This window comes from Rhodococcus sp. PD04, from assembly GCF_035918275.1.
Lineage (GTDB): Bacteria > Actinomycetota > Actinomycetes > Mycobacteriales > Mycobacteriaceae > Rhodococcus > Rhodococcus rhodochrous.
In genome coordinates this window covers 3,368,623-3,388,929 of sequence record NZ_CP142143.1, presented here as the reverse complement: position 1 = coordinate 3,388,929, position 20,307 = coordinate 3,368,623, and the positions used below count along the sequence as shown (strand labels likewise).

General features: G+C 69.6%; 18 protein-coding genes. 12 read left to right on the top strand and 6 right to left on the bottom strand.

The features are described 5' to 3' along the window. Positions 1 to 9: 9 nt before the first annotated feature. Positions 10 to 2,142, bottom strand: coding sequence for a glycogen debranching protein GlgX (gene glgX, locus U9J23_RS15640; RefSeq protein ID WP_106199306.1), 2,133 nt, complete (start codon positions 2,140 to 2,142; stop codon positions 10 to 12). A 73-nt stretch (positions 2,143 to 2,215) separates the two neighbouring features. On the opposite strand from glgX, the gene U9J23_RS15635 reads away from it, so the two are divergent. From U9J23_RS15635 to U9J23_RS15615, 5 genes are read left to right on the top strand one after another with little or no spacing between them, the layout of a single operon-like run. Continuing rightward, the gene (locus U9J23_RS15635; protein WP_006554577.1) at positions 2,216 to 3,046 is read left to right on the top strand and encodes an ABC transporter ATP-binding protein; all 831 of its coding nucleotides are present in this window, start codon (positions 2,216 to 2,218) and stop codon (positions 3,044 to 3,046) included. A 44-nt stretch (positions 3,047 to 3,090) separates the two neighbouring features. Further along, positions 3,091 to 3,924, top strand: coding sequence for an NUDIX hydrolase (locus U9J23_RS15630; protein WP_059380744.1), 834 nt, complete (start codon positions 3,091 to 3,093; stop codon positions 3,922 to 3,924). A gap of 10 nt (positions 3,925 to 3,934) precedes the next feature. After that, on the top strand, positions 3,935 to 4,714 hold the full coding sequence (locus tag U9J23_RS15625; protein ID WP_059380745.1) for an enoyl-CoA hydratase-related protein: 780 nt from the start codon (positions 3,935 to 3,937) through the stop codon (positions 4,712 to 4,714). Positions 4,715 to 4,767: 53 nt separating this feature from the next. Then, a complete protein-coding gene (locus U9J23_RS15620; protein ID WP_085468475.1) occupies positions 4,768 to 5,745 on the top strand; it encodes a class I SAM-dependent methyltransferase in 978 nt (325 codons plus the stop codon). Beyond that, complete coding sequence (locus U9J23_RS15615) at positions 5,746 to 6,903, top strand: THUMP-like domain-containing protein (RefSeq protein WP_326598736.1); 1,158 nt, start codon at positions 5,746 to 5,748, stop codon at positions 6,901 to 6,903. It abuts the gene before it with no gap. A 25-nt stretch (positions 6,904 to 6,928) separates the two neighbouring features. Here U9J23_RS15615 and U9J23_RS15610 read toward each other — a convergent pair whose 3' ends face one another. Next, on the bottom strand, positions 6,929 to 8,245 hold the full coding sequence (locus U9J23_RS15610) for an outer membrane protein assembly factor BamB family protein (RefSeq protein WP_326598734.1): 1,317 nt from the start codon (positions 8,243 to 8,245) through the stop codon (positions 6,929 to 6,931). 93 nt (positions 8,246 to 8,338) lie between these two features. Between U9J23_RS15610 and U9J23_RS15605 the strand changes: the two genes are divergently transcribed. Both U9J23_RS15605 and U9J23_RS15600 read left to right on the top strand, forming a co-directional pair. After that, positions 8,339 to 9,097, top strand: coding sequence for an acyltransferase (locus U9J23_RS15605; protein WP_106199309.1), 759 nt, complete (start codon positions 8,339 to 8,341; stop codon positions 9,095 to 9,097). A gap of 34 nt (positions 9,098 to 9,131) precedes the next feature. After that, on the top strand, positions 9,132 to 10,634 hold the full coding sequence (locus tag U9J23_RS15600; protein ID WP_272267222.1) for an amidase: 1,503 nt from the start codon (positions 9,132 to 9,134) through the stop codon (positions 10,632 to 10,634). Positions 10,635 to 10,647: 13 nt separating this feature from the next. Here the strand turns inward: U9J23_RS15600 and U9J23_RS15595 are convergent, their stop codons facing one another. Genes U9J23_RS15595 through U9J23_RS15580 form a run of 4 tightly spaced genes read right to left on the bottom strand, consistent with a single transcriptional unit; the run spans position 10,648 to position 14,778 of the window. Next, positions 10,648 to 11,190, bottom strand: a complete 543-nt coding sequence (locus U9J23_RS15595) for a GNAT family N-acetyltransferase (RefSeq protein ID WP_059380751.1) — start codon at positions 11,188 to 11,190, stop codon at positions 10,648 to 10,650. Continuing rightward, entirely contained in the window at positions 11,187 to 12,434 is a 1,248-nt protein-coding gene (locus U9J23_RS15590) for a glycosyltransferase family 4 protein (protein ID WP_059380752.1), read from the bottom strand. The genes U9J23_RS15595 and U9J23_RS15590 overlap by 4 nt, the downstream gene beginning before the upstream one ends. Further along, complete coding sequence (locus U9J23_RS15585) at positions 12,431 to 13,951, bottom strand: 1,4-alpha-glucan branching protein domain-containing protein (protein ID WP_059380790.1); 1,521 nt, start codon at positions 13,949 to 13,951, stop codon at positions 12,431 to 12,433. The genes U9J23_RS15590 and U9J23_RS15585 overlap by 4 nt, the downstream gene beginning before the upstream one ends. Positions 13,952 to 13,977: 26 nt before the next feature. After that, positions 13,978 to 14,778 (bottom strand): class I SAM-dependent methyltransferase, encoded by an 801-nt coding sequence (locus tag U9J23_RS15580; protein WP_085468470.1) that lies wholly within the window; start codon positions 14,776 to 14,778, stop codon positions 13,978 to 13,980. A gap of 223 nt (positions 14,779 to 15,001) precedes the next feature. On the opposite strand from U9J23_RS15580, the gene U9J23_RS15575 reads away from it, so the two are divergent. From U9J23_RS15575 to U9J23_RS15555, 5 genes are all read left to right on the top strand, one after another. Further along, complete coding sequence (locus U9J23_RS15575) at positions 15,002 to 15,787, top strand: electron transfer flavoprotein subunit beta/FixA family protein (RefSeq protein ID WP_059380754.1); 786 nt, start codon at positions 15,002 to 15,004, stop codon at positions 15,785 to 15,787. Between the two features lie 45 nt (positions 15,788 to 15,832). Further along, the gene (locus U9J23_RS15570; RefSeq protein ID WP_059380755.1) at positions 15,833 to 16,789 is read left to right on the top strand and encodes an electron transfer flavoprotein subunit alpha/FixB family protein; all 957 of its coding nucleotides are present in this window, start codon (positions 15,833 to 15,835) and stop codon (positions 16,787 to 16,789) included. A 172-nt stretch (positions 16,790 to 16,961) separates the two neighbouring features. Next, positions 16,962 to 18,197, top strand: coding sequence for a cysteine desulfurase family protein (locus tag U9J23_RS15565; protein WP_085468469.1), 1,236 nt, complete (start codon positions 16,962 to 16,964; stop codon positions 18,195 to 18,197). Beyond that, the gene (gene mnmA, locus U9J23_RS15560) at positions 18,194 to 19,273 is read left to right on the top strand and encodes a tRNA 2-thiouridine(34) synthase MnmA (protein ID WP_059380757.1); all 1,080 of its coding nucleotides are present in this window, start codon (positions 18,194 to 18,196) and stop codon (positions 19,271 to 19,273) included. Before U9J23_RS15565 ends, mnmA begins: the two co-directional genes overlap by 4 nt. Next, a complete protein-coding gene (locus tag U9J23_RS15555; RefSeq protein WP_272267224.1) occupies positions 19,270 to 20,295 on the top strand; it encodes a methionine synthase in 1,026 nt (341 codons plus the stop codon). The genes mnmA and U9J23_RS15555 overlap by 4 nt, the downstream gene beginning before the upstream one ends. The last annotated feature ends 12 nt before the right edge of the window (positions 20,296 to 20,307 follow it).

The window sequence follows — 20,307 nt, the reverse complement described above, 5'->3', positions numbered from 1 at the left end:
CGCCGTCGATCATTCGTGCTCGATGGGGTCGTCGTCCGCGATCCGGAAGATCAGCACCGTCGGCCCGTCGACCGGGTACGAACTCCCCACCCGCATCGGGGAGGTGTTCGCAGGCCTGCCGTCGGGGGCGCTCGAATCGAAGACGCACGCGATGTCGCCGCGATACCACTCGGGTCCGGCGAGGGTCACCGTGGCGGCGTCGCCCGCATGCAGGACGAACAGGCCGCTGCTGTCCTCGAGGGTGACTCCGGTGCGGGTCACGGTGCCGAGTTGCGAGCCGTCGACCCAGCCCTGCAGCGTGCGGCGACTGTCGTCGTGCCACGCGTCCTCGTCGAGTTCGATCCCCTCGATGCCGAACCACACCAGATCGGGATACCCCACGGACCGGGCACGCCCCTCGAAGAAGCGTCGCTGCCGCAGCACCGGGACGCGCTTGCGCAGCCGGAGCAGTTCGCGCACGTAATCCGTTCGCGCACGGTCGGCGTGCTCCCAGTCCAGCGGCCAGGCGTCGCGGACCGGGACGTCCTCGGGGACGCAGTAGGCGTTGTTGTTGCCGTTCTGCGTATGCCCGAACTCGTCGCCGGCGAGCAACATCGGTGTGCCCGTCGACAACAGCAGTGTCGCGAGCATCGCCCGGATGTGCCGATCGCGAGCGGCGAGGATCTCCGGATCGTCGGTCGGCCCTTCGACCCCGTGGTTCACCGACTCGTTGTTGTTCGACCCGTCCCGGCCCTCCTCACCGTTCTCGTCGTTGTGCTTGCGCTCGTACGAGACTGCGTCGGCGAGGGTGAAACCGTCGTGGGCGGTGACGAAGTTGACCGACATCCACGGCTGCCGGATGTTCCTGTCGTAGAGGTCCTCCGAACCGGTGAGCCGCGACGCCATCTCGCGGATCCCGGAACGTCCCGCCCAGTAGCGGCGGACCGTGTCGCGGTAGCGGTCGTTCCATTCGGCCCATTGCGCGCCGAAGTTCCCGAGCTGGTAACCGTGTGCGGTGGCGTCCCACGGTTCGGCGACGAGCTTGACGTCGCAGAGGACGGGATCGGTGACGATCGCGGTGAGCAGTGCCGCCCGCGGATCGAAGGCCCCACCGCGGGGACGGGCCAGCGCACTGGCGAGGTCGAAGCGGAAGCCGTCCACACCCATCACGTCCGCCCAGTACCGGAGGCTGTCGCACACCATCCGCACGACGATCGGTGAGGACGCGTCGAGGGTGTTGCCGCACCCCGTCAGGTCGACGTCCCGTCCGTGCGCGTCGAGCAGGTAGTAGCCGGGCGCGTCGAGGCCGCGCCAGGACAGGCTCGGACCGTCGACCGACGCTTCGCACGTGTGGTTGTAGACGACGTCGAGCAGCACCTCGAGCCCGGCGCTGTGGAAGGCGTCGACCATCGTCCGGAACTCGGCGATCTCGTTGCCCGGCGTGACGGCGTAGGCGGGATGCGGCGCGAAGTACGAGGCGGTCGAATAACCCCAGTGGTTGCGCATCCCCCGCGCACGCACCGACGGCTCGGTCACGAAGGCCTGCACGGGCAGCAACTCGACGGTCGTCACCCCCAGCCCCACCAGATGGTCGATGACCGACCGGTGGGCGAGTCCGAGATAGGTGCCACGCAGCTCCGGTGGCACGAGCGGGTGGTGGGCCGTGTACGAACCGACGTGCAGTTCGTAGACGACGGTGTTCTCCCACGGCACGCGGGGCTTGCCGTGCATGGGCGTCAGGACGGGTGTCACCACGGACAGGGGCGTGTGACCGAGCGAGTCGACGGTCGACATCGCACCGAACGGGTCGCCCTGGTGGGGGATCAACCGGTCCGGGTCGCCGACGTCGCCGTCGATCCGCCGGGCCCACGGATCGAGCAGGATCTTGTGCGGGTTGGTGCGCAGCCCCCACTGCGGTTGCCACGGCCCGTAGGCGCGGTAGCCGTACCGTTGCCCGGCGCCGACGCCGGGGACCACCCCATGCCAGACCCCGTAGGTGCGGTCGGGCAGGTCCACGCGGTGTTCGTTCCCGTCGTCGTCGACGAGGCAGACCTGGACGCGGTCGCTGTGCGGGGCGTGGACGGCGAAGCGTGTGCCGCCGTCGACCGGGATGGGTCCGAGCGGGAAGGCAGCCCGGTCGGGGAGCGCGACCGAGCCGGACACGACAGCAGTTTCGGATGCGGAGGACGACACGGGAACCGATCCTGCCGCGTTTCGGGCTCGGGCGTAAGAGAAGATGGTCCGCGTGGCACAACCTGATCCCGATTTGCTCATCGAATTCGACGACGTAGTGGTCCGACGCGGCGGGAACGTCCTCGTCGGTCCCGTGACCTGGAAGGTGGAACTCGACGAACGTTGGGTGGTTCTCGGACCCAACGGGGCAGGAAAGACCTCGCTGCTGCGGGTCGCGGCGGCCGAGACCTTCCCCACCTCCGGCACCGCGCACGTCCTCGCGGAGACGTTCGGAAAGACGGATCTGTCCGAACTGCGACCCCGGATCGGATTGTCCTCCGCGGCCCTGGCCAACCGGGTGCCGAACGACGAGAAGGTCACCGATCTCGTGCTCTCCGCGGGCTACGGCGTGCTGGGCCGGTGGCGCGAGCAGTACGACGACATCGACACGAGCCGCGCGGTGGAGATGCTCGAGAGTCTCGGCGCGGAACATCTCGCCGACCGTCTGTACGGGACGTTGTCGGAGGGCGAGCGCAAGCGCGCGCTCATCGCCCGGGCGCTCATGACCGACCCCGAACTGTTGCTGCTCGACGAGCCCGCGGCCGGCCTGGACCTCGGTGGTCGTGAGGAACTCGTGGCCCGGCTCGGCACTCTCGCGGCCGACCCGGATGCACCCGCGATCGTGCTCGTCACCCATCACGTGGAGGAGATCCCTCCGGGCTTCACGCACGCCCTGCTCCTGAAGGAGGGGGGCGTGGTCGCCCAGGGCCTGCTCGACGACGTGATCACCGCCGAGAACCTCAGCGCGGCGTTCAGCCAGTCCATCTCGCTCGACAAGGTCGACGACCGGTTCTTCGCCCGCCGCACCCGCCAGGCGGGACGGCACCGCAGGTAACTCCGGGTCGGGTGGTGCCGGGACCGATCGGCTAGGTTGAGGCCATGTCCAACGATCGCTCGGCATCCACCTTCGATCCCACCGCGGTGCCCATCCGCGACGCGTCCACCGTGATGCTCGTGCGGGACTCCGCGCGCGGCGTCGAGGTGTTCCTGCAGCGTCGTGTCGTCGGCATGGACTTCGCCGGCGGCATGACCGTCTTCCCCGGCGGCGGGGTCGACCCCTCGGACACCGACGCCGACGTGCGGTGGACCGGTCCGGACGTGACCTGGTGGGCCGAGCGGTTCGGTATCGGCGAGGCGCAGGCCCGCGCGCTGGTGCTCGCGGCCGTGCGCGAGACCTTCGAGGAGTGCGGCGTGCTGCTCGCCGGCCCCACCGAGGATTCGGTGGTGGCCGACACGAGCGACTACGCCGAGGCGCGTCGTCTGCTCGAAGCGCGCGAGCTGTCCTTCGGGGACTTCCTGGAGAAGGAGCAGTTGGTGCTGCGCGCCGACCTGCTGCGTCCGCACGCGAACTGGATCACCCCGTTGGGGGAGCGGCGCCGCTACGACACGCGCTTCTTCGTCGCCGCGGTACCGGAAGGGCAGCGGGCCGACGGGAACACCAGCGAGACCGATCTGGTGCAGTGGCAGACCGCCGAGGAGGCCCTCGCCGACTGGCGGTCGGGCCGGTGCATCCTGCTCCCGCCCACATGGAGTCAGCTGTCGATCCTGTCGGGCTTCGCCACGGTCGCCGACCTCATGGCGGCGGACCCGGTCATCGAGCCGATCCTGCCGATCATGGGCCGCCGCGACGGTGCGGTCCACATCGCGTTCGACGGTGACGAGGGCTACTACGAGGTCGGTACTCATCCGTGGGCCCAGCGCTCCGACATCTAGGCTGAGGACCATGGCTGAATTCGTGACCCTCGACGTCTCCGACGGCATCGGCACCATCCGTCTCGACCGACCTCCGATGAACGCGTTGAACCGGCAGCTCCAGGAGGAGATCCGGACCGCTGCGCGCGAGGCGACCGTCCGTTCGGACGTGAAGTCGGTGATCGTCTACGGTGGCGAGAAGGTGTTCGCGGCCGGCGCCGACATCAAGGAAATGGCCGACCTGAGCTACGTGCAGATGAGCGAGATCGTCGGCGACCTGCAGTCGGCCCTCGGGTCGATCGCCGACATCCCCAAGCCCACCGTCGCCGCGATCACCGGCTACGCCCTCGGCGGGGGCCTCGAACTCGCCCTCGGCGCCGACCGGCGCATCGTCGGCGACAACGTCAAGCTCGGCACACCCGAGATCCTGCTGGGCATCATCCCCGGCGGCGGCGGCACCCAGCGACTGGCTCGGCTCATCGGCCCGGCCAAGGCGAAGGATCTCGTCTTCACCGGTCGCTTCGTCGGTGCCGACGAAGCCCTGTCGATCGGTCTGGTCGACGAGGTCGTCGCCCCCGACGACGTCTACGAGGCGGCACGTCGCTGGGCCGGGCAGTTCACCGGCGCCGCCTCGCGCGCGCTCGCCGCTGCGAAGGCCGCGATCGACCAGGGTCTCGACACCGATCTGGATACGGGTCTGAAGATCGAGCAGCACGTCTTCGCCGGGTTGTTCGCCACGAAGGACCGCACCATCGGTCTCGAATCGTTCATCGAGAACGGGCCGGGCAAGGCGAAGTTCGTCGGCGAGTGATGCCGACCGGCACCCGCACTTGTCCACAGCTTACCCATGAGTAGGATCACCGCATGACTGCCAGCAGGACCGACGGGGTCGACCCCGCGCCGAATCCGCACGCCACTGCCGAAGAGGTCGCAGCGGCCCTCGAGGACACCAAGCTCGCCCAGGTGCTCTACCACGACTGGGAAGCCGAGACGTACGACGAGAAATGGTCTATCTCGTACGACGAGCGGTGCATCGACTACGCCAAGGGTCGGTTCGTCGCCGCTGCGGGCGACCAGCCGCTGCCCTACGAGCGCGCACTCGAACTCGGCTGCGGCACGGGCTTCTTCCTCCTCAACCTCATGCAGGGCGGGGTCGCGAAGACCGGTTCGGTGACCGACCTGTCGCCCGGCATGGTGAAGGTCGCGCTCCGCAACGCCGAGAACCTCGGTCTCGACGTCGACGGCCGTGTCGCCGACGCCGAGACCATCCCGTACGACGACGACACCTTCGACCTCGTGGTCGGGCACGCCGTGCTGCACCACATCCCGGACGTCGAGCAGTCGCTGCGCGAGGTGCTGCGCGTGCTCAAGCCCGGCGGCCGTTTCGTCTTCGCCGGCGAGCCCAGCACGATCGGCAACTTCTACGCCCGCATGCTCGGCCGGGTCACGTGGGAGGCCACCACCAACATCACCAAGCTGCCCTTCCTGCGCGACTGGCGTCGTCCGCAGACCGAGCTCGACGAGTCCTCCCGGGCGGCCGCCCTCGAGGCCGTCGTCGATCTGCACACCTTCGACCCTGCGGATCTCGAGAAGTTGGCCTCGTCGGCCGGTGCCGTCGAGGTGAAGGCGTCGAGCGAGGAGTTCGCCGCGGCCCTGCTCGGCTGGCCGGTGCGCACCTTCGAGGCCGCCGTCCCGCAGGAGAAGCTGGGCTGGAACTGGGCGAAGTTCGCCTTCGGCGGCTGGAAGACGCTGAGCTGGGTCGACGAGAACGTCCTCAAGCACGTCGTGCCCCGCAGCTTCTTCTACAACGTCATGATCACCGGTGTGAAGCCCGGCAAGTAGTTGGGCTACGACTTCACCCTCGCCGACGTCGAGTACCTGACGTCGGACGACGGCCGCGACGCTCTCGCGAGCGTCGCCGACCGGGAACTGTCGACGCGTACGCGCCTCGCCGACATCGGCTGGGCGCGTACGCGTTTCGGTGACCGCGCCGGAATGCTCGTCGAAACCGTCATCCTGCGGCGCAAGGCGGAGGCGAAGATCGCCGGCGGCGCCGGGTGGGTGCTCACCGACGACGCTCTGCAGCAGTCCACGCCCACCCGCGTCGCGGCGCACCGCGCGCGACGGTTGCGCGGCCGCACGGTGCACGACGTGACGTGTTCGATCGGCGCCGAACTCACCGAACTCGTCGGGGTCGCCGAGACCGTGATCGGCAGTGATCTCGACGATGTGCGTCTGGCGATGGCCGCGCACAACGTCCCCGGGGCTTACCTCCTGCGCGCCGACGCCCTGCGTCCGGTCACGCGAGACACCACCGTCGTCGCCGATCCCGCACGCCGTTCGGGTGGGCGACGGACCCACGATCCGGCGGCGCTGCAACCACCGCTGCCCGATCTCCTCGACGTCTACGCGGGCCGCGATCTCGCCGTGAAGTGCGCACCCGGACTGGATTTCGACTCGCTCGACTGGTCCGGTGAGGTCGAGGTCGTCTCGCTCGACGGCGGAGTCCGCGAGGCGTGCCTGTACTCACCGGGGCTGAGCACTCCCGGCGTGCGGCGACGGGCTGCGGTACTGCGTTCGGACGGCACCGGTTTCGAGATCACCGATGCCGCGGACGACGACATCCCGGAGCGGGAGCCGGGGGAGTGGATCGTCGACCCCGACGGCGCGATCGTGCGCGCCGGTCTCGTCCGTCACTACGCCGCCGCGCACGGATTGTGGCAACTCGACCCGCGGATCGCCTATCTCACCGGCGACAGCCTGCCCGACGGAGTACGGGGTTTCCGGATCGTCGAGCGTCTCAAGTACAGCGAGAAGACGCTCCGTCAGGCGCTCGCCCGCCACGACTGCGGTGCGGTCGAGATCCTCGTACGAGGTGTCGACGTCGACCCAGCGGTGTTGCGTCCGCGCCTGAAGCTGCGCGGGTCGGCCTCGCTCAGCGTGGTGCTCACCCGCATCGGCCGGACGCCGGAAGCCTTCGTCTGCACGCCGTCACGCTGACCGCCCGCGCGCGAACTCGCTGTCCTCACACGGACTGCGGTTCGCGCAGCACCACCACGTCGCCGTCGACGGTCGTGATCACGAACTCCCCGCCCGGGCCGACACCGGTCCCGACCGGCAGTCCGGTGGAGGGATCGAGGGGTTCCTCCTCGAGCGTCGCTCCGTCCGCGAGATCGAGCACCGCTGCTGCGAGAGCCCGATCGCCGTCGACGACCACATAGGCCCGGCCGTCGGCGGTCACCGCCGGCGCACCGTACGGAACCACGTCCGTCCGCTCCCACTCGACCTCGACGCTGTCGCCGGCGTCGCGCAGCGCCGTCAGCGGGGCGCTGCCGTCGGCCGACGCGAGGAGCAGCAGTCCGTCCTCCGTGACGGCGGGACCGAGCGCCGTGGGACGGCCGGTCTCGTGGGTCCACCGCGCCTCGCCCGTCTCCGCATCGAGCGCCCACAGGGCACCCTCCCCGTCGTGGACGTAGACGGTCGAACCGTCCGCGGACAGAACCGGACTCGTCACCGCACCCCCGGGAAGGTCGGGTACCGACCACTCCTCGGACACCACCGCGACGTCGCCCGCCGTGTAGCGCAGCGCCACGAGCGCCGATCTGTCCTCGCCGGGGCGCCACACGGTGACGAAGACCCGGTCGGTGGCGGTGTCGACGGCCGGAGTCGTGGCGACCGGGCAGTCCTCCGAACCACCGAAGCAGGCGGGCAGACCGTGATCGCTCGCGAGTCGCGGCAGGTTCTGCCCGTCCTCGACGGTCGGCACCGGCACGAGATCGAACAGCGGTGCCTCGAGGTGTCCCGTCTGCGGGTCGACGACATTGACCTGACCGAAATGCGTGACCACCAACAGGCTTCCGTCGGAGGTGAACTGTGCGCTGCGGGGGCTGCCGCTCACGGGAATGCGCCAACGGCGCTGACCGTGTTCGTTGAACGACAGCAGTCCGCCGTCCTCACCGACATAGATGTTCGCGACCCCGTCGGAGACGGGCGTGATCGTGGTGACGGCCGGGGCGAGACGCGTGCACCAGCGCTTGCGGCCCGTGTCCATCTGGAAGGAGAACAGATTGCATCCGGCCTCCGTCGCGGCCGCCACCGAGACCTGGCCGTTGGCCGCGATCCCGGCGGGGGAGCCGACCGGGCCGCCCAGCGGACGCGTCCAGCCGGGCGCCAGGTCGTCGACACTCTCGGCGGTCGCGGTGTTGCTGTTGCGGGCATCGGAGTGCCGTCCCGGCCAGCCACCGCTCGACAACACGTCGTCGGTACCGGCCCCACCGCCGCACGCGCTCAGCGCGAAGACCGCCGTCAGCGCCGGGACCGCGGTCCGCAGGACACCCCGCATCACTCAACTCCTCCACAGGCGAACGATTCGACGTGTCAGCGTATCGGGCCGGGGGTCGTGAGCCGCGAACGAGGCGGACCGTAGGCTGCCCCTATGACGAGCATGTGGGGTGCACCTCTGACGGCGAGGTGGCGCGGGTCCCGTCGAAGGGATCCCGAACAGGCACGATTCCTGACGCTGTCCTCTCTGAAGTGGGTGCTGGACAACAAGGCGTACACGCCCTGGTACCTGGTCCGGTACTACCGCCTGGCGAAGTTCCGCCTGGCCAATCCGCACGTGGTGTTGCGCGGCATGGTCTTCCTGGGCAAGAACGTCGAGATCCACGCGACGCCCGAACTGTCGCGCCTCGAGATCGGCCGCTGGGTCCACATCGGCGACGGCAACGCCATCCGCTGCCACGAGGGTTCGCTCCGGATCGGCGACAAGGTCGTCTTCGGCAAGGATAACGTCGTCAACACCTATCTCGACATCGAGATCGGCGCGTCGACGCTGGTCGCCGACTGGTGCTACATCTGCGACTTCGACCACCGCACCGAGGACGTCACCTACCCGATCAAGGACCAGGGCATCGTCAAGAGCCCCGTCCGGATCGGTCCCGACACCTGGATCGCCGCGAAGGTGACCGTGCTCCGTGGCACCCGGGTCGGCCGCGGTTCGGTGCTCGGAGCGCACGCGGTCGTCAAGGGCGACATCCCCGATTTCAGTATCGCGGTGGGTTCACCCGCCAAGGTCGTCAAGAACCGTAAGGTGGCGTGGGAGAGCGCCGCTGCCGAGCGTGCCGCCCGGGAAGCGGCGCTCGCCGATATCGCACGGAAGAAGTCGGGAGACAAGCCCGCGGACGTGCATCAGTAGCGACGCGGGCCGGGACACTGTCGGGGGACAGCAGATGGACTACTCGGAGTATCGGAGTCACGACGCGACCGGCCTGGCCGAACTCGTCGCGACGGGTCAGGTGTCGGCGAGCGAGCTGCTCGAGACCGCGATCGCGCGGCTCGACACGGTCGAACCGACACTGAACACCGTCGTCCACAGGCTCGACGACAAGGCCCGTATCCGGGCACGCGAACCGCTCGACGGTCCGTTCGCCGGGGTGCCGTTCCTGCTCAAGGATCTGGGGCAGGATCTGGCCGGTGAGCCGACCTCGTGCGGTTCCCGGGTCCTCGCGGACCTGCCGATGGACGAGAACTCGGTGATCGTCGACCGGTGGCTCGGCGCGGGCCTGGTCCCGTTCGGGAAGACCAACACCCCCGAGTTCGGGGCGAAGGGCATCACCGAGCCCGAGGCCTTCGGGGCCACCCGCAACCCGTGGGACCCGGCGGTGACGCCGGGTGGGTCGTCGGGTGGTTCCGCTGCCGCGGTCGCGGCGGGGGTCGTCCCCGCTGCGGGAGCGAGCGACGGCGGCGGCTCCATCCGCATCCCCGCCGCCTGCTGCGGGCTCCTCGGGCTCAAGCCCGGTCGCGGACTCGTGCCCACCGGTATGCGCGGCGGCGAACCGTTGCACGGGGCGGCCACCAACGGGGTCATCTGCCGGACGGTGCGCGACGCCGCTGCCTTCCTCGACGTCATGGCGGGTCCGTACGCGGGCGGGCCGTATCTCGTCGAGCGTGCGCAGTCGTACGCCGAGGCCGCGCGCTCGGCGCCGAAGCGGCTGCGGATCGGGTACGAGACCGTGTCACCGATCGGGACGCCGGTCGACCCGGAGGCGGAGGCCGCGGTGGACGCCGCCGTCGCGGTGCTCGAGGAACTGGGTCATCACGTCGAGCCTGCCTCGACGGGTATCGACGAACGGCGTCTCGCCGAGGACTTCCTCACGATGTGGTTCGCCACGGCCGCAGCGGAGGTCGCCGAGGCCTGTCGCCTCACCGGGGCACGACCGGAGGACTTCGAGTTCGACACCCGCATCATCGCCGCCGTGGGCAGGTCCACCTCGGCGTCGGACTATATTGCGGCACATGCCCGCTGGGCCGAGTACGCGAGCGGTCTCGCGCAGTTCCACGAACGCTACGATCTGCTGCTCACGCCGACGCTCGCCTTCCCACCGTCACGCATCGGCGAACTCGACACACCCCGCTGGATGCGGCGTGCCGGTGAGGCGCTCCTGCGGACCCGCACCGCATGGATCGCGACCCGGGCCGGTTTCATCGATCGGGTGGTGGACGACAATCTCGGCCGTACCCCCTACACGCAGCTCGCCAACATCACCGGACGACCGGCGATCTCGGTGCCGTTGCACTGGACGACGTCCGGTCTGCCGCTCGGGGTGCAGTTCGTCGGCCCGCTCGGTGGGGAGGGCGTGCTCCTCGCCCTCGCAGGCGAACTCGAACAGGCGCGGCCGTGGTTCGATCGGCAGCCGCCGCTCGCTCCGGCCGAGTTGTCCGCTGCTTCGTGAGCCGAAGTCCGGCTCAGGATCGAGCCAGAGGCTTCCGGTACACGACGGTCTCGCACGGGACCGCAAGAGCCGGAACAAGTTCCGGATGGCGCGTATCGAGCGGCGCGGGTTCCTCCGGCACGTAGCCGAGCCGGGTGTAGAGCCGGTCGAGGAACACCTTCGACCCGTGCGAGGTGTCGCGCGGACGGATCACCTCGAGCTGCATCGTCTCGAAACCGCGCTCGGCGAACTCCGTCTCGACCGTGTCGATCAGCAGGCGGCCGACGCCCGTGCCGCGGACCTTCGGGTCGGAGGCGAGCATCCCGAACTCGGCCGTCGTCGCGCCGACCGGGGTCACGCGGATGCAGCCGACCACCCGGCCGTGCGAGCGGGCGATGCGGATGCTGCCCTCCCGCGCGTACCGGGTGATCTCGTCCGTGTCGGTCCGTGTGGTGCCCGGCACCCACATGCCGTCCTCGGCCACCGCGTAGACCGCGTTGAGCAGTTCGGTGACGGCGGCGACGTCGGATTCGTGCGGGGCGAGGCGCTCGACCTCGACGGTGTGCTGCTCGTTCATCCGCGATCCGGGAGTGGTCGTTGCGGGATCGTCGGGCGGGCCAGCGGGTGCCGCACCCGCCGCTTCGCCGACGAATAGACCTGCGCGGTCTCCTCGGCGACGCGGCGCCAGTCGAAGTCGTCGGTCAGTCGTGCCCGAGCAGCCCGCGCGCGCACCTGTGCGGCCTCGGGATCGTCGAGGGTCTCCCGGACCGCCGAGACGAGTCCGGCCACGTCGCCGGGCCGGAACGACAGTCCGGTCACGCCGTCGACCACGGCTTCGCCCAGTCCACCTGCGGTGGACGTGATGAGCGGGGTACCCGCCGCTGCGGCCTCGAGGGCGATGATGCCGAACGGCTCGTAGCGGCTCGGCAGCACGATCGCGTCCGCGCCGTGCAGCCAGCCGAGAAGTTCGGTGTGGTCGAGGTTGCCGAGGAAGCTCACCGAGCGTGCGACGCGGTGCACGCGTGCCTGCTCGCGCAGCCACTCGAACTGGGTGCCCTCACCGGCGACCACGAGGGTCGTGCCGGGATGCGAGCGGCGGATGCGGGGGAGCGCGGCGATCGCGTCCTGCACACCCTTCTCGTATTCGAGGCGACCGACGTAGAGCAGTCGTGCCGGCCCGGGACGCGGCTCACGCTCGCGGTACGACCAGGTGGTGATGTCGATGCCGTTGCGGATCACCGAGATCTCCGGGAGGTCCGGGCCGTACAGCTCGGTGACCTCGTCGTGCATCGATGCCGAACACGTGATGAGACGGTCGGATTCGTTGGCGAGCCACCACTCGACGGAATGCACCTGCCGGTTGATTCGGCCCGACAGCCAGCCGCTGTGGCGACCGGCCTCGGTTGCGTGCAGGGTCGACACGAGCGGCACGTCGAAGTACTCGGCCAGCGCGATCGCGGGGTGGGCGACGAGCCAGTCGTGGGCATGGACGACGTCGGGATACCAGCCTTCGCCGATGCCGCCGCGGCTCAATCCGATCCCGGCGCGGACCATCGCGTGGCCCATCGCCAGGGTCCAGGCGATCATGTCCTCGCCGAAGTCGAAGTGGGGGGCGTCCTCCGCGACCGCCACCACGAGCACGCCGTCGGCGATGTGGCTGATCGTGGGGTGGGTCGACGCATCGGTGCCGGTAGGACGACGGGACAGCACCACCACCTCGTTGCCCGCCGCGGCGAGTTCGGTGGCGAGGTGGTGGACGTGTCTGCCCAGGCCGCCGACGACGACGGGTGGGTATTCCCATGAGACGAGCAGGATCTTCATCGCGGGCCTCCGTGGCGTCCGGGCAGTCGTCGGGCGTCGAGTCCTGGGAAGAGATTGTCGGCGCGGTTCCATCCGTCGGCCAGACGCTGTGCCGTCTCGGTGCGTCCGGAGTCGACCGCCTCGGCGATCTCCCGCAGGGCGTGGGCGTGTTTGTGTGCGCGGTCGCGCGCGTAGGCGGCGGCAGTGTCCTTGCTGACCATGAACGCCCAGTCGCTGGACACCGTCAGCAGCGCTTCGCGCAACATCTGGTCGTGCACGCGGTTGCGGAGTGCGACGGACGACGTGCTCTGCTCGCGGGCCTTGTCGATGCTGTCGAGGGTCGTGCGCACCACTTCGTCGTCGAGGCGCACGAGATCGGCGACCTGGTCGCCGGCCCACACCCGCCAGTCCTTGCCCGAACCCCACGACGAGTTCTCCAGATCGACCGAGGCTCCGACATATCCGCGGTCGCGGGCATCGGCGAGTGTTCCGACCTCGATGCCGGCTTCGGGAAGAGCACGGAGCAGTCGTTCGAGGAAGATCGGGCCCTCGTACCACCAGTGGCCGAACAGTTCCGTGTCGAAGGCCGCGACGACGAGTGCGTCCCGGCCGATGCGGTCGGACTCACTGCGCAGTCGTTGCCGGATCGTCTCGACGAAGTCGGCGACGTGCCGGTCGACGGCCTGCGACGCGAGTTCGGGGTCGTAGGGCGCCTTCTCGTGCGAGGGCACCGTGCGGCCCGTGACGCGGGACGGCTTGAGTCCGGTGTCGTGGCAGTAGGTGTGGAAGTCGCGGTAGGCGGAGTGGCCGGGGTAGCCGGACTTCGGCGACCACACGCGGTACGAGACCTGCAGGTCGCGGCCGAAGCACACGACGTCCGAGTCGCGGACGGTGCGGCCGAGCGAGGTGTCGCCGCGCAGCGCGGGGCCGTCGACCATGAAGTGCTCGACTCCCGCTGCGGCGTAACCGTTCTCCATGCCCGGTGTGTAACCGCACTCCGGGCCCCAGATGCCGCGCGGGCGATGGTTCCAGCGGGCGTGGGCGTCGTCGAGGCCCTCGGACAGCGAGAAGGCGCGCAGTCGCGGATCGAGGAGGGGCTGGAACGGATGGGCGAGAGGCCCACCGAGCAGTTCGATCGCTTCGGCGTCGATCAGCTGCCGCACGACGGGGGATCCGCCGTGGCGCCAATGGGTTTCGAAGTCCTCCAGTGCCGCGGTGGCCGCGCGGTGCTCGCGGGCGCCGAGCGCGCGGTAGGACTCCTCCCGCATGCCGGCGGCCTCGTGCGCGCGGAGCCGCCAGTTGCCGAGCCAGTGGTGCATCCCGGCGAGGCAGTGCGGGTCGTCGAGTTGCGCGGCGAGTACCGGAGTGATGCCGAGTGTGAGCATCCGGGTCCGGCCTTCGGCGGCGAGTCGCCGCAGGACATCGGTGACGGGCAGGTAGGTCGCTGCCCACGACTGGTAGAGCCATTCCTCGCCGACGGGCCACCGGCCGTGATGGGCGAGCCAGGGGAGGTGGGAGTGGAGGACGAGCGCGAACATGCCGGGTTCGCGGGACGATGCGGCACTCACGGAGCGGTGTCCTTCGCTGCGGGGTCCTTCACGGCGATCGCGACGAGATCGAGGCTCGCGTCGATGTTCTCGGGGACGATGGCGAAGTCGTCGGTGGAGACGATGGCGACGTCGGCGGTGAGATCGTCCGGCCACGGCCGACCGGCGAGCGCGCGCTCGATCTGGGCGTCGATGAACGATCCGCCGTGTTTGGCGTCGAGTGCGCGCAGCGCGGGGCCGTGGTGCACGCCGGTCATGAGTTCGACGCGGAAGCCGGCGTCCTCGAGCAGTTCCGTCAGTTCGGCGGCGTTCAGCTCGCGGGTGTGGAAGGGGTTGAGCGGGGTGTCGCGGCCGGGGGAGAAGGTGATGCGGTTGGGGGTGCTGATCAGCAACTCGCCACCGGGAGTGAGAACGCGGTGACATTCGCGTAGGAACTGTGTCTGATCCCACAGATGCTCGATCACCTGGAAGTTCACGACCGTATCGACCGATTCGTCCTCGAGGGGGAGTTCGGCGAGATTGCCGTGCCGCATGTCCACGCGGGGGTAGCGCGCGCGGATGTGCGCGACGGCGCTCTCGTCGTAGTCGAGGCCGATCACGCGCGTCGCGACGTCGGCGATCATGTCGGCTCCGTAGCCTTCGCCGGCGCCGGCCTCGAGGACGGTCCGATTCTCACAGCGGGGGAGAAAGTGCTGGTAGACGACCTCGTGACGTCGGAACCAATAGTTCTCCTCGGCGATGCCGGGGACCGTCCGTTCGCCGGTGAGGGGGAGGGTGTGCGCGTCGTCGGCGCGGGCGGGGGTGTCGCTCACCGCCACGACATTAGACCTCTCCCCGGAGGGGTGGTCTCCGGTGTTCCAGATCACAGGTTTCGTCGTCCTTCCGTACGGCTATGGTGAACCGGGAATCCCGTCAAGTTACTGACTGGTAACTTAGCGGCTGATAATCTATCGCACACGCCGTGCGAAAGACACGAGTGCTCGGTTCAGGCAGCGCCTTGCCGACCAAAGGCAGCTACACACAGGAGGTCGACGCAGACCCATGACGAACATCGTCGTTTTGATCAAGCAGGTCCCCGACACGTGGTCCGAGCGCAAGCTCAGCGACGGCGACTACACGCTCGACCGTGAGGCCGCCGACGCCGTGCTCGACGAGATCAACGAGCGCGCCGTCGAGGAAGCTCTGCTCATCAAGGAGCGCGACGGCGGCGAGGTCACCGTTCTGACCGCCGGCCCGGACCGCGCCACCGACGCCATCCGCAAGGCGCTGTCCATGGGCGCCGACAAGGCGATCCACCTCAACGATCCCGCCATGCACGGCTCCGACTCGATCCAGACCGCGTACGCGATCGCCGCTGCACTCGGCCAGATCGAGGGTGTCGAGCTGGTCATCGCCGGTAACGAGGCCACCGACGGTCGCGTGGGCGCCGTGCCCGCGATCATCGCCGAGTACCTGGGCCTGCCCCACCTGACGCACCTGCGCAAGCTCACCATCGCGGACGGCAAGGCCACCGGCGAGCGCGAGACCGACGAAGGTGTCTTCGGTATCGAGGCTCCGCTCCCCGCCATCGTCTCGGTCACCGAGAAGATCAACGAGCCCCGCTTCCCCTCCTTCAAGGGCATCATGGCCGCCAAGAAGAAGGAAGTTCAGACCCTCACCCTCGCCGACATCGGTCTCGATCCCGAGATCTTCGGTGTTGCGAACGCTGCGTCCACCGTCACCGGTGTGACCCCGAAGCCCCCGCGCACCGCGGGTGAGCGCGTCACCGACGAGGGCGACGGCGGCACCAAGATCGCTCAGTACCTGGTCGGCCAGAAGATCATCTGATCGCGCCCCGCGACAACATCTGACATATCTAGGAGAGAAGTAGTAATGGCAGAAGTACTCGTGCTCGTCGAGCATGCCGAGGGCGCGCTCAAGAAGGTCAGCACCGAACTCATCACCGCCGCGCGTGTGCTGGGTGAACCCTCCGCCGTCGTCGCAGGTGCCCCCGGCACCGCCGACGCGCTGCAGGACGCCCTCGCCGCCGCCGGTGCGGTCAAGGTCTACGCCGCCGAGTCGGAAGACGTCGACAACTACCTGGTGACCCCGAAGGTCGACGTCCTCGCGTCGCTCGTCGAGTCCACCAGCCCCGCCGCCGTCATCACCGCCGCGTCCGTGGAGGGTAAGGAGGTGTCGGGTCGCCTCGCTGCCCGCATCGGTTCCGGCCTGCTCGTCGACGTCGTCGACGTCAAGGCCGACGGTTCCGCCGTGCACTCGATCTTCGGTGGCGCGTTCACCGTCGACGCCAAGGCCAACGGTGAGGTCCCCGTGATCTCCGTCCGCCCGGGCGCCATCGAGGCCAAGCCCGAGGCTGCCGCCGCAGAGCGCGTGGCCGTCGAGGTTCCGGCCCAGGAAGAGAACGCCGTGAAGATCGTCTCGCGCGATCCGATCGTCGGTGGCGACCGTCCGGAGCTCACCGAGGCGTCGATCGTCGTCTCCGGTGGCCGCGGTGTCGGTTCGGCCGAGAAGTTCTCCGTCGTCGAGGAGCTCGCCGACTCGCTCGGTGCCGCCGTCGGTGCCTCCCGCGCCGCCGTCGACTCGGGCTACTACCCGGGCCAGTTCCAGGTCGGTCAGACCGGTAAGACGGTCTCCCCGCAGCTGTACGTCGCGCTCGGTATCTCCGGCGCCATCCAGCACCGCGCCGGCATGCAGACGTCGAAGACCATCGTCGCGGTCAACAAGGACGAAGAGGCCCCGATCTTCGAGATCGCGGACTACGGCGTCGTCGGCGACCTGTTCAACGTCGCTCCGCAGCTGACCGAAGAGGTCAAGAAGCACAAGGGCTGATCCGCTCCGGCAGATCGATCCCTGCGCGGCCCCGCTCCTTCGAAAAGAGCGGGGCCGCGTGCGTTCGGGGGGAGTGACCACCCGCTCGACCTGGGATGTGCCGGATATCGCCCGCTCGCCGACCCCCTGAGCGCGACGGGCACCTGCGTCGACCCGCTATCCTGGATCGGTCATGACCTCGCCCGCCGCCGGTCCCTCCGGTACCCCCACGACCGTCTACCTCGATCACGCCGCGACGACGCCGATGCTTCCTGCGGCCATCGAGGCGATGACGTCGGTCCTCACCACCGTCGGAAACGCATCCTCCCTGCACGGATCGGGGCGCGCAGCGCGCCGGCGCATCGAGGAGTCGCGGGAGTCGATCGCGGCCGCCCTCGGCGCCCGACCCTCCGAAGTGATCTTCGTTTCCGGTGGTACCGAGGGCGACAACCTGGCCGTCAAGGGTATCTACTGGGGCCGCCGCGCCCAGGACTCCCGGCGTCGCCGGATCCTCGCGAGCGCGGTCGAACACCACGCCGTGATCGACGCCGTCGAATGGCTCGTCGAGCACGAGGACGCCCAAGTGACCTGGCTTCCGGTGGACGGGTCCGGCCGTGTCGATCCCACCACGCTCCGTGAGGAACTCTCGCGCCACGCCGGCGAGGTCGCCCTCGTGTCCGTGATGTGGGCGAACAACGAGGTCGGCACCGTCATGCCGATCACCGAGCTCGCTGCGATCGCCGCCGAGTTCGACGTCCCGATGCACAGCGACGCCGTGCAGGCGGTCGCGCATCTGCCGGTCGACTTCACCGCGAGCGGACTGTCGGCCCTGACCCTGGCCGCCCACAAGTTCGGTGGGCCCCAGGGAGTGGGAGCGCTGCTGCTGGGCAGGCAGGTGCCGTGCGTGCCGCTCGCCCACGGCGGAGGCCACGAACGCGATGTGCGGTCCGGGACGCAGGACACCGCGTCCATCGTGGCGATGGCCGCCGCGCTGCGCGAGGTCACCTCGGATCTGCCCGGCCGCACCGCCGAACTCGCACGCCTGCGCGACCTTCTCGTCGAGGGTGTCGAGGCGGCGATCCCCGATGCGATCCTCAACGGTCCTCGCGAGGCGGGACGACTGCCCAACAATGCGCACTTCACGTTCCCCGGATGCGAAGGGGATTCGCTGCTGATGTTGCTCGACGCGGCCGGTATCGAATGCTCGACCGGTTCGGCGTGCACCGCCGGGGTCGCGCGGGCGAGTCACGTGCTCGTCGCGATGGGGGCGGACCCCGTCAAGGCGCGTGGTTCGCTCCGATTCTCGTTGGGGCACACCACGACCCGCGGTGACATCGACAAACTGATCGAAACTCTCCCTTCCGTGGTGGACAGGGCTCGCGCCGCCGGACTGGCGAGCGCCGGTGGACGAGGAGGTGACCGGAGATGAGGATTCTTGCGGCAATGAGCGGCGGTGTGGACTCGGCGGTCGCCGCCGCCCGCATGGTCGAGGCCGGACACGATGTCGTGGGAGTGCATCTCGCGTTGTCGACCGCGCCGGGCACGCTGCGCACCGGCTCGCGCGGATGCTGTTCGAAGGAGGATGCCGGCGACGCCCGCCGCGCGGCCGATGTGCTCGGAATCCCTTTCTATGTATGGGATTTCGCAGACCGGTTCAAGGAGGACGTGATCGACGACTTCGTCGCGTCCTACGCCGCCGGTGAGACCCCGAATCCGTGCCTGCGCTGCAACGAGAAGATCAAGTTCTCGGCGCTGGCCGATCGTGCCGTCGCGCTCGGCTTCGACGCCGTCGCCACCGGTCACTACGCGCAGTTGAACGACGGAGTGCTGCGCCGCGCCGTCGACGCCGACAAGGATCAGTCGTACGTGCTGGCCGTGCTCACCGCGCAGCAGTTGTCGCGCGCGGTGTTCCCCGTCGGCGACACCCCCAAGAGCCGCATCCGCGAGGAGGCCGCCGAACGCGGACTCGCGGTGGCGAACAAGCCCGACAGCCACGACATCTGCTTCATCCCGTCCGGCGACACCCGTGCCTTCCTCGGTGCCCGCATCGGTGTGCGTCCCGGTGCCGTCGTGGACGACCGTTCGGGTGAGGTGCTCGCGCAACACGAGGGCGTGCACGGCTTCACCATCGGTCAGCGCAAGGGACTCGGCATCGCCGGGCCCGGACCGGACGGCCGCCCCCGCTACGTCACCGCGATCGAACCGGACAGCGGCACCGTGCGGGTCGGCAGCGCCGAACAACTGAAGGTCGAGTCGATCCGGGCCGAGCGCGCCGTGTGGACCTCGGGCACGGCTCCCGTCGGACCGATCGAGTGCGTCGTCCAGGTCCGCGCCCACGGTGGCCTGGCTCCGGCCGTCGCCGAAGCGGTGGGTTCGGGCATCGAGATCTCGCTGCGCGAACCGCTCACCGGTGTCGCCGCCGGTCAGGCCGCCGTGCTGTACCGGCCCGACGCTGCCGGAGACATCGTCATCGGCAGCGGCACCATCACGGCAGGGGACCGGTGACGGCACCTGCCACCGGCCGCAAGGTGTGGTCCGGTCTCGCGACAGGCATCGGTTCGTGGCCCGGAACGGACCCGCGTGAGGCCGCGGCGGTCGTGGTCGGCGAACTCACCGACCTGCCGCACCTCGTCGAACTGCCGGCGCGGGGTCTCGGTGCCGACATGATCGGCCGGGTCAGCGCCCTGCTCGTCGACATGTACCTCGACACCTCCACCACCGGTTACCGCCTCGTGTCGCGACGCGGCGGCGTGGCCGCCCGGGCGCGCGACCTGCTCGCACAGGATCTCGACGCGCTCGAGGAGACATGGGAACGTGCCGGGCTCGGGGCCGACCGTCCCGTGAAGGTGCAGGCCGCCGGACCGCTCACTCTCGCCGCCCACGTCGAACTCGCCACCGGACGGCGGGTGCTCACCGACCGCGGCGCCGTCCGCGACCTGGCCGAATCGCTCGCGGAGGGGCTGGCCCGACACGCGGCCGAGATCACCCGCCGGCTCGGGGTGCGCGTCGTCGTGCAACTCGACGAACCGTCGCTGCCGGATGTGCTCGCCGGAACGTTGAAGGGGCGGACCGTCCTCGAGACCGTCCCGGCCGTGCCGGATCCGGAAGCGCTGGACGTGCTCGACACGACGATCCGCGGCACCGGGCTGTCCGTCGCCGTGCACTGCTGTGCGGGCACCTTCCCGGCCGACTTCCTGCGGCGCAGCGCTGCCGACGCGGTCGCCTTCGACGTCGGACGCGTGCGACGCTCCGACCTCGACGGACTCGGCGAGCTGTTCGATTCCGGCACTGTCCCGATCCTGGGACTCGCGCCTGCCCCCGAATCGGCCTCGACCGGCTGGCGCGAGTGCGCGGCACCGGCCGTCGACCTGATCGACCGGCTCGGTTTCCCCCGGAAGGTGCTGCAATCGGTGGCGGTGAGCCCGGTCTGCGGGCTGGCCTCGGCCTCCACGGAGGGAGCGCGTGCCGCTCTGCGTTCGCTGCGCGACGTCGCGTCGGCATTCGCCGAGGAAGCCGACACGCTCTGAGCATTCCGGTCG

What these genes read in the sequence shown, in the direction of transcription:
- U9J23_RS15610 (WP_326598734.1), bottom strand. Translation starts at nt 8,245, where the DNA reads ATGCGGGGTGTCCTGCGGACCGCGGTCCCGGCGCTGACGGCGGTCTTC.
- U9J23_RS15635 (WP_006554577.1), top strand. Translation starts at nt 2,216, where the DNA reads ATGGTCCGCGTGGCACAACCTGATCCCGATTTGCTCATCGAATTCGAC.
- U9J23_RS15625 (WP_059380745.1), top strand. Translation starts at nt 3,935, where the DNA reads ATGGCTGAATTCGTGACCCTCGACGTCTCCGACGGCATCGGCACCATC.
- U9J23_RS15600 (WP_272267222.1), top strand. Translation starts at nt 9,132, where the DNA reads ATGGACTACTCGGAGTATCGGAGTCACGACGCGACCGGCCTGGCCGAA.
- U9J23_RS15575 (WP_059380754.1), top strand. Translation starts at nt 15,002, where the DNA reads ATGACGAACATCGTCGTTTTGATCAAGCAGGTCCCCGACACGTGGTCC.
- U9J23_RS15630 (WP_059380744.1), top strand. Translation starts at nt 3,091, where the DNA reads ATGTCCAACGATCGCTCGGCATCCACCTTCGATCCCACCGCGGTGCCC.
- U9J23_RS15595 (WP_059380751.1), bottom strand. Translation starts at nt 11,190, where the DNA reads ATGAACGAGCAGCACACCGTCGAGGTCGAGCGCCTCGCCCCGCACGAA.
- U9J23_RS15570 (WP_059380755.1), top strand. Translation starts at nt 15,833, where the DNA reads ATGGCAGAAGTACTCGTGCTCGTCGAGCATGCCGAGGGCGCGCTCAAG.
- U9J23_RS15605 (WP_106199309.1), top strand. Translation starts at nt 8,339, where the DNA reads ATGACGAGCATGTGGGGTGCACCTCTGACGGCGAGGTGGCGCGGGTCC.
- U9J23_RS15585 (WP_059380790.1), bottom strand. Translation starts at nt 13,951, where the DNA reads ATGTTCGCGCTCGTCCTCCACTCCCACCTCCCCTGGCTCGCCCATCAC.
- U9J23_RS15590 (WP_059380752.1), bottom strand. Translation starts at nt 12,434, where the DNA reads ATGAAGATCCTGCTCGTCTCATGGGAATACCCACCCGTCGTCGTCGGC.
- mnmA (WP_059380757.1), top strand. Translation starts at nt 18,194, where the DNA reads ATGAGGATTCTTGCGGCAATGAGCGGCGGTGTGGACTCGGCGGTCGCC.
- U9J23_RS15565 (WP_085468469.1), top strand. Translation starts at nt 16,962, where the DNA reads ATGACCTCGCCCGCCGCCGGTCCCTCCGGTACCCCCACGACCGTCTAC.
- U9J23_RS15620 (WP_085468475.1), top strand. Translation starts at nt 4,768, where the DNA reads ATGACTGCCAGCAGGACCGACGGGGTCGACCCCGCGCCGAATCCGCAC.